At 75.3% G+C, this 7190-nt stretch carries 4 protein-coding genes; 2 read left to right on the top strand and 2 right to left on the bottom strand.

The genetic code is table 11. The annotated features are described in order from the left end of the window. Positions 1-720 precede the first annotated feature (720 nt). Positions 721-2667 (bottom strand): hypothetical protein, encoded by a 1947-nt coding sequence (locus ACSNOK_RS28705; RefSeq protein WP_436783708.1) that lies wholly within the window; start codon positions 2665-2667, stop codon positions 721-723. Between the two features lie 172 nt (positions 2668-2839). Next, the gene (locus ACSNOK_RS28700) at positions 2840-5239 is read right to left on the bottom strand and encodes a chitinase C-terminal domain-containing protein (protein WP_436783709.1); all 2400 of its coding nucleotides are present in this window, start codon (positions 5237-5239) and stop codon (positions 2840-2842) included. 331 nt (positions 5240-5570) lie between these two features. Between ACSNOK_RS28700 and ACSNOK_RS28695 the strand changes: the two genes are divergently transcribed. Together ACSNOK_RS28695 and ACSNOK_RS28690 are read left to right on the top strand one after the other, a co-directional pair. Beyond that, positions 5571-5861 (top strand): GlsB/YeaQ/YmgE family stress response membrane protein, encoded by a 291-nt coding sequence (locus ACSNOK_RS28695; RefSeq protein ID WP_004943457.1) that lies wholly within the window; start codon positions 5571-5573, stop codon positions 5859-5861. Positions 5862-6050: 189 nt separating this feature from the next. Continuing rightward, the coding region (locus tag ACSNOK_RS28690; RefSeq protein ID WP_436783707.1) for a PP2C family protein-serine/threonine phosphatase at positions 6051-7190 on the top strand (1140 nt) is incomplete at its 3' end.

Raw genomic sequence — 7190 nt, 5'->3', positions numbered from 1 at the left:
GGGCCGGGGCCCGGGGCCCCCTCGGGGCGTACGGGGTGAAGGGCGGGAGTGCCTGGTCGCGGGCCTTCGGGGACGGCGGCCGAAGGCCCGTGCCCGCCGGCCGGTCCCGGCGGAACAAGCGTCGGGCCTTCGGGCCGAGGGCCCGGGGCATTCGGCGGTTTGGGCGGGAGGTCTGAGCCGCCCGGTGGCGGGTCGACGAGGGGCGGCACCGGACGGTCGGGCCCGTCGCCCGACCGGGACGGGGCGGGTGCCTGCCTCTCCGGCTGAGGGTCCGAGGGCCAAGTCGGCGCGGTGGCGGGCCCTTTGTCGGGCGCCAGGGCCTGGATTTCGGAGGCGTCCGGTCGTCGGTCCGCGCGGCGAGCCGCCGGAAGGCCGGGCCCGCCGGCGGATTCCGGCGCGCCGTGACCCTGTGCCCGGGGCCGAGCGGCCGGAGCCGGGGCCGCCGCCTCCGGTCCCGCGATCCCACGGCGAGGGGCCGGAGCGCCCGACCCGTCAGGCGGCCCCGGCGACACGGGCGCCGGGCCTTCCGGCGGAGGAGGCGAGGCGTCAGCGGGCGGGGTGTCCGAGGGCCGGGCCCGTGAGGTGTCCGGTCGCGGCAGGGGGCGGCCGGACGCCCGGGGCCGGGGCGCGGCGGCGTGCGTTTCGGCGGCGGTGTCACCGGCCCGTTCGCGCTCTTCGGAGCCGCCGCCGCGTGCTGCTTCCGGCGTGCCCGGGACGCGGTCACGCATCGGCCGTCACGACCCGGAGCACGAAGGGGAGAACGTCGTGGACGGCCGGGTCGTGGTCCAGGGGGACCGCCACGGCCCGCAGGCCGCGGGAGCGGAGGGCGGCCACCAGGGCGGCGCGGTCCGGCGGCGACGGCCACCCGGCGGGGGCGCCCGGTCCCGGCGGGCCGCCGAGGCCGGGGACCGGCTCCGGCGCGTACGCCGGCTCGCCGGTCATCGCCGACTGGCGTGCCAGCAGGGCCCGTTCCAGGCCCTCCGCCGCCGCGTCCGGGCCGCAGGTCACCGCGACCGGGCGGCCGTCCAGCCACCAGGCCGGGACCGGTACGCCGAGCGCGCCCCCGATGTCCGCGACCCGCACGGTGCCGCCGGCGGCCCGCAGCAGGCCCAGGTACCGTTCGGTCCGCTCACCGGCCGGCGCGTCGGCGGGGTCGAGCGGTACCGGACGCGTCCGGCCCTCCGCCACGTCCTCGGCCGCCAGCCGGGCGCAGTGCTGCCCGAGGGCGTCGTCCACCGCGTCGTCCCAGGACAGCCGCGCCGCCAGGCCGGTCCCGGCGGAGAACGCCGTGCCGGCGGCGACGGGCACCGTCCGCTCCTCGTCGAGATCCCAGCCCCACACCGTGGCGCCGGGCCCGAACCGGCGCGGGTCGGGCGAGGCCGCCGCGTACCGGGCGAGCCCGCGCAGGGCCGCCTGCCGCCGGGCCTCGGCGAAGTCCCCTCCCGCGCCGAAGACCCGGGGCCCGCCCGCGTCGGCGCGGTGCGGGACGGCCTCGGTGACGTGCAGCGGCACCTGCGTGAAGTCCCCCTCGTCCAGCGTCCGCAGGACACCGGTGTACGGGTCGAAGCAGGCCGCCGCCGCGCCCGAGAACTCCTCCTGGCTCGAGGGCTCCGCCGCGCGCAGCCGGCCGACGCGGGCGGTGAACTCCGCCGCGGACTCGGGGCCGGCCGGCCGCGCGGCCGGGTGCGGCAGGAAGGCGTGCGTGGACGTGCGCAGGGTCTCCAGGTCGATCCTGGTCAGTACGGACCGTGCGGCGGGCTCCGCGATGCCGGCCAGCGCGCGGAGGGCGGCCAGCCCGAGGTGCCCGGCGACCACCGCCGCCGCGGGGCCGGTCAGGAACGTGCCCGTCCGGTACGGCGGGCGGGCACGCAGCCGCGACCAGGCCGACGCCCAGTCCGGCCCGGGCGGGCCCAGCCAGGCCACGTCGTCCAGGACCACGCCCTGGACCAGCAAGGTGCCCGAGTCCCGGCACAGCCGGTCCAGGCGCACCGCCCGGTCCGCGGCGGGCCCGGCGGCCACGTGCAGCACCGCGTCGGCGGTCGCCAGCCGGGCCTCCTCCGCGTCCGAGAACGGCACCCGCTCCAGCGTCTGGTCCGGGTCGCGGAGCGCCGCCTCCGCCGCCAGTTCGGTCAGCCGGGCGGCGTCGGCGGCGGGATCCGAGTCCGCGTCCGGGGCGTGGACGGCCCGCAGCCGCCGCACGCCCGAGCGGAGCGCCGAGCAGACCAGGGCGGTGAACACGGGCCCCGCGCCGACCACCGTCACCGCGCTCTCCCGGTACGTCTGGAACCGCCGCGCCGCCGACGAGGCGTGGTATTCGACGAACGCGATCTCCGCCGCGTACGTGTCGAGTTCGCGGGCGGACAGGTCGTGCGGCAGGTCCTCGGCGGCGTCGACGAGGCAGCCGGCCGTGTGCAGCCGGCGCACCAGCCGCTCCACGGCGGCCCGGGTCCCGTCCGGCAGACCGCGGACGAGCGCGTCGAGTTCGGTCGAGCCGTCCAGGTGCGGCGCGAGCCGGTCCAGCAGCCGGTAGGCGGCCGGACCGCGCAGCGCGACGTCGGCGCCCGCGCCGAAGACGTGGGCTCCGTCGGGAGTGGGCACATACAGTACGTCGGACTTCAGTTTCGGCAGCATCCCCAGCCCTCGCGTCGGCTCGCGTCGGTGATCCACCCGAGTATGGGAACGGGGGGATCCCGTCGTCCCGACGGCGGAACCACAGGATCGACCACAGGATTCGGGCCCGGGGCTTGCGGGCGCGGCCGGCGGACCGCACGCGCCGTCGGCCGTCCCCCGGCGGTGGGGCGACACGCCGGGGGACGGGATCAGAGGGACGGGAACGGGGTCAGCAGGCGCCGAGGTCCTGCCAGACTCCCCACTCGCCGGTGGTGCCGGGCTCGTCGCCCTGCGTCCACCACTTGGCCTTCCAGGAGTGCGCCTTCCAGGAGACGGTCGCGCCGCCGGTGTAGACCGCCGCCTTGTCCCAGGCCGGCGCGGTGCAGCTGCCGCCCGTCGGGGTCGGCGTCGGGCTCGGGCCGCCGGTGGGGGAGCCGGTGGGCGTGGGCGTCGGGGTGGGCGAGGGGCCGCCCGGGTCGGTCACGGTCGTGCCGCGCGTCAGGTCGCCGGCCAGGGCCCAGGTCTTCCCGCCGAAGCTCACGGTCCAGTTGGACGGGGTGGACGTCGGCAGGTAATAGACGAGGTCGAGCGTGGCGGTGGCGCCCGGGGCGAGCGGCTGCGAGGCCGGGAGCTTCACGGACGTCCGGTTGTAGTCACCCTTGAGACCGCCGATGTTGTCGGGAGCGGTGTGGTCGCTGCGGACGACCTTGAGCCCCCAGCCGGACTGGTCCCGGGCGTTCCCGGGCGCGGAGTTGGCGTAGTCGAACTGGAACTCCGTACCGCCCGGCAGCGTGGTCTTCGTCCGGTTGGTGATGCGCACCTTGGGGTTGATGGGGTAGTTGCTGTCCCCGAGGGGGAAGTCGGTGAACGCGACGTCGACGTCGAGGGCCTGGTCGGGCAGGTCGGTCGTCGCGCGCCGGGCGCCGTACGCGGGCGCGGCCTTGAACGCGTCGTGCATGACGGACGTCAGGGTGTCACCCGGCTCGTACTGCCCCTTGCCGGCGTTCCACGCGTAGTCGCCCGCCAGCTCCCAGATCATGGTGCCGCCGAGGCCCTTGTCCACCACGTACCGCGCCTTGGCCCGCACCGACTGCTCGTCCTCCGTGGAGAGGAACACCTTCTTGTCGGCGTTCCACAGCCAGGGCGCGGTCAGCGTCGCGTCGTACTTGCGGGCGTAGGTGCCGGTGGGCTTGGTGCCGGCCGGGAAGCCGTACTTCGTCAGGTAGTCCCCGGCGACGCCCTTCTCCAGGTTCTTGGCGTGCCACATGGGGTTGGAGCCGCCCGGCGACTCCTTGCCGTCGTCGTCCTTGTCGTGCCAGAGGTTGTCGATGCCGACGGCGCCGTCACCGCAGGTGGTGAGCCCCGAACCGGCGGGACAGGTCGTGGCCTTGGCCGTGCCCCACAGGCCGTCGGTGCCGCCCGTGACGTTCTTCCAGCCGCGCGTGTAGTACGGCAGGCCGAGGTTGATCCGCCCGGGTGGCAGCGCCCCGCGGAAGTAGTGGTACGCCCAGTCGGCGTTGAGGTAGCCGATGCCGCCGTACTGCGGGGTGGTGTAGACGCCCCACTTGGCGAGCTCGGCGTCCTTGCCGTCGTCGTACAGCGCGGCGTTGGGGCCGACGAACTCGTTCCAGGCGCCGTGCAGGTCGTAGGACATGATGTTGACGTAGTCCAGGTACCTGGTGCTCTGGTACGTCTCCATGCCGCGCAGCAGGTAGCCGGAGGAGGGCGCGGCGACGGAGAGCAGGTAGTGCCGGCCGTCGGCCGCCCCGGCCTGGTCGAGCCGTTCGCGGAGGGTCTTCATCAGCGCGGCGTAGCCCTTGTTGAGGCCGCCGCGCCGGGCGTTGGCGATCGGCCAGTCCTTGGGGTGGCCCGCGTCCTTCATCGACGTCGGGTACTCGTAGTCGATGTCGACGCCGTTGAAGCCGTACTTGCGGATGAAGGCGACCGCCGAGTCGGCGAAGGTGTCGATGCCCCGCTGGTTGACCGAGCCGTCGGCGTTGGTGGCCGTCTTGTAGAAGCCGCCCGAGTCGACCCGCTTGCCGTTCTCGTCGATGTATCCGCCGGTCTCGGCCCAGCCGCCGACGGATATCAGGGTCTTCACCTGCGGGTGCTGCTTCTTGAACTTGTTCAACAGGTTGAAGTGGCCCTGGTACGGCAGGTCGGGGTCCATCTCGGCGCCCTTGACGCCCGGCCAGGTCATCCCGGTGGCCGGGTTGTTCGCGCCGTCCGCGCCGACGGAGATCCGGTCGTCCGGGCCGACGTGCGCGAAGGCGTAGTTGAGGTGGGTGACCTTGTCCCAGGGGATGTCGGAGGCGAGGTAGGCGGGGGTGCCGTCCTTGCCGGTACGCCAGCCGGTGAAGTAGCCGATGACGCGCCGCTGGTGGTCCGCCCCCATCTTCTCGCGCCCGGCGGCGTCGTAGACGGTGCAGTAGGGGACGTCGACGCCCGGCGTCGCGTACAGGCCGTCGGGCCGGCAGGCCGCGTGGTCCTCGGCGGCCGAGGAGGGGCCCGTCTGCACCGTGGCGGCCAGCAGCCCGGCCAGGGCGGCGCCCACGGCGGCGACGGCGGCCCCGCGGCGGGCGCGGGAGCCGGGGCGGGATCTTTCCGGGGGGAGCGGGTCTCGGGACAACACGATCGGTCCTCCAGTGGGGGGCTCGTGGAGCGGGTGGGGGGGGTGCCGTGCCGTGGCCCGTGGTGTGCGCGCACCGGCGGGCCGTACTCCTCGGAGGTGTGGCAGAGGTTAAGAGGACTAGACCAGTGCGTCAATAGGTTCGGACCAATAGGCCGGGGGAGCGGCGGACGCGGGGGTACGCGTCGTGGGGCGCGCACGACGGCGGCAAGGGGGTACCCGTCCACCGGAGGACCGGGCCGGACGTGTCGCCGACTCGGCCGACGAACGGTGTTTGCGGAGGAAGCGGCAGGTTAAGCGCCTTGCAGCACCGATTAAGGAGGAACACATCATGGGAATTCTCGCGTGGGTCGTCATCGGGCTGCTGGCCGGAGCGATCGCCAAGGCCCTGATGCCGGGCAAGGATCCCGGCGGTGTGCTGGTGACCATGCTGATCGGTGTGGTCGGCGGGCTGCTGGGCGGCTTCCTCGGCAAGGTGATCTTCGGCGTCGAGTCGATCAACGGCTTCTTCCACCTGTCCACGTGGATCGCCGCGATCGTCGGCTCCGTCATCATCCTGGCGCTCTACCGACTGGTGACCGGCCGGAACGGACACGGTCACGGCCGGCACTCGCACGCCTGACCAGGGGCGTCCGGACCCGGGCGGACGGCCCGGGGCCGGCGAGGCTCGGCTCGTGACGCCCGGCGGCCCGATACCGGGCCGACGGCCCGCGGCGGGCCCCGGACCTGCCCCGTAACCCCGACAACCGGACCAGGGAGGCGCGGTGATGCTGGGACGAGGCGGCAGGCAGGCACGACCGGGAGCGGGCGGGTGAGGTCACCGAAGGCGCGGCGCGGCACGACCGCCGGACGCGGGCGCCCCGGCCCGCTGCCGCTGCTGCCGGTCCTGCTGCTCGCCGCCGGCGCCCTGCTCGACTACGCCACCTCCCCGCACTTCAGCGCCGAGGCCCTCTACACGGCGGCGCCGATGACGGCCGCCGCGCTGCTGTCCCTCCGCGCGACCGTCCTCGCCGGACTGGGCGCCTGCCTGGTGGACGCCCTCCTGCTGCACCACTTCGGCTTCCTGGGGGACTCGGGCGGCCGCAGCGAGCTGGCGGCGGTCGCCACCGTCTCCGCCCTCGCCGTCCTCGTGAACCGCCTGATGTACCTCAGCGAGGCGCGGCTCGCGTCGGCGCGCCGCGTCGCCCTCGCCGTACAGCGCGCGGTGCTTCCGCAACTGCCGCCCTCGATCGGCCGCCTGCGCGTCGCGGTGCGCTACCGGGCGGCGGTCGGGGACGCGGAGATCGGCGGCGACCTGTACGGCGTGCACGCGTCGCCGTTCGGGGTGCGCTGCGTCATCGGCGACGTGCGCGGCAAGGGCCTGGAGGCCGTCAAGGCCGTGGACGTGGCGCTGGGCGCGTTCCGGGAGGCGGCCGAGGACGAACCCGCCCTGCCCGGGGTCGCGGCCCGCCTGGAACGCGCCGTGCGGCGCGAGGCACGCGGCCGCGACGGGCCGGAACGGCTCGAAGGGTTCGTCACCGGCGTCCTCGCCGAAATCCCGCCCGCCTGCACCGAACTGCGCCTCGTCAACCGCGGCCACCCCCCTCCGCTCCTGCTGTCCGACGGCACGGTACGGACCCTGGACCCCGCCGAGCCGACGCTGCCGCTGGCGCTGGGCGACCTCGGCGCCGGCCCCGACCGCGTCGACACCTTCCCCTTCCCGCCGGGCACGACCCTGCTGCTCTACACCGACGGCCTCACCGAGGCCCGCGACCGCGACGGCACCTTCTACGATCCGGTCGCCGCCCTGACCGGTCGCCGCTTCCCCGGGCCCGACGAACTGCTGGACGCGCTGCTTGACGAGGTGACCCGCTACACCGGCGGACGGATCACCGACGACATGGCCCTGCTCGCCGTCGCCAGGGACGGGGGAGGGGACGGAGAGGGAGGCGGAGGCGGGGGAGCGGACGGG

Origin of the sequence: Streptomyces sp. URMC 126 (assembly GCF_051386555.1) — a bacterium.
GTDB lineage: Bacteria > Actinomycetota > Actinomycetes > Streptomycetales > Streptomycetaceae > Streptomyces.
This window is presented reverse-complemented; position numbering and strand designations above follow the sequence as displayed.

Coding starts and splice junctions, on each gene's coding strand:
- ACSNOK_RS28695 (WP_004943457.1), top strand. CDS start 5,571: ATGGGAATTCTCGCGTGGGTCGTCATCGGGCTGCTGGCCGGAGCGATC.